Genomic DNA, 1,137 nt, shown 5'->3' with positions numbered 1-1,137 from the left:
GAGGGACCCGTGGCGACCACGGCTCCCTCCGGTTCGGTGGATGCGAGCACTGGCCCCGCTGGTGCGCGAACCGCCCCCGGCCACACGGCGGATGCCGGCGGCCCGGTGCTCCTGCTGCTCCCGCGGGACGTGCCGCTCGGCGGCCCCCGCGCCATGAACGTGCGCCGCACCCTGCCACAACGCGGTCGGTCCACGATCGGGGCCTGGTGTTTCATCGACCACTACGGGCCAGACGAGATCGCACCCCCGATCGCCCTCGAAACTGCACAGGCGACCACAACCGGCACCGGCGCTCGCGAGGAGGCATCGGGAGACGTCGCGGACGGCGCCCGTCGCGGCATGGTCGTGCCGCCGCATCCGCACACCGGTCTGCAGACCGTCAGCTGGCTCTTCGAAGGGGAGATCGAGCACCGCGACAGCGCCGGCAGCCACGCGCCGGTGCTCCCCGGCGAGCTCAACCTGATGACCGCAGGGCGCGGCATCAGCCACTCCGAGGTGTCGACGCCGGAGACCCGGGTGCTGCACGGCGTTCAGCTCTGGCTCGCGCTGCCCGAGGAGCACCGGCACCAGGCGCCGCACTTCGAGCACCACGAGGTTCCGCAGACGCCCCTCGGCGGCGGGGCGACCGCGCGGGTGTTCATCGGCACGCTCGGCCCCGTCGTCTCGGCGGCCCGGGTCTACAGCCCGGTGCTCGGCGCCCAGGTCGACCTCCCTGCCGGCGCGACGCTCGACCTGGACCTCGACCCCGCGTTCGAACACGGGGTGCTCGTCGATCGCGGCCCGGTGCTCCTCGAGGGCGTCACGCTCGCGCGCAGCGAGCTGGGCTACCTCGGGGCAGGGCGCGGCGGCATCCGCCTGGAGAATCACGCCAGGCACCCGGCCAGGGTGCTGTTGCTCGGCGGCGAACCGTTCCAGGAGCAGCTCGTGATGTGGTGGAACTTCATCGGCCGCAGCCACGAGGAGATCGCCGGGTGGCGGGCCGAGTGGCAGTCCGAGGTCATCGAGGGGGCGGATGCCGTCGGTCGTTTCGGCACGGTCGCCGGCTACCCGGGGCCCGCACTCCCCGCCCCCGAGCTCCCGACGGTGCGCCTCAAGCCCCGCGCCTGAGCCGCGCCCAGCAACTCAGCTCGCGAAAGC

At 73.6% G+C, this 1,137-nt stretch carries 1 protein-coding gene; it reads left to right on the top strand.

All coding sequences use genetic code 11. The features are described 5' to 3' along the window. Positions 1-105: 105 nt before the first annotated feature. Positions 106-1,107, top strand: coding sequence for a pirin family protein (locus QN357_RS19005; RefSeq protein WP_322189902.1), 1,002 nt, complete (start codon positions 106-108; stop codon positions 1,105-1,107). Positions 1,108-1,137: the final 30 nt, after the last annotated feature.

Origin of the sequence: Cryobacterium sp. RTC2.1, from assembly GCF_035018685.1 — a bacterium.
Taxonomy (GTDB): Bacteria; Actinomycetota; Actinomycetes; order Actinomycetales; family Microbacteriaceae; genus Cryobacterium; species Cryobacterium glucosi.
This window is presented reverse-complemented; position numbering and strand designations above follow the sequence as displayed.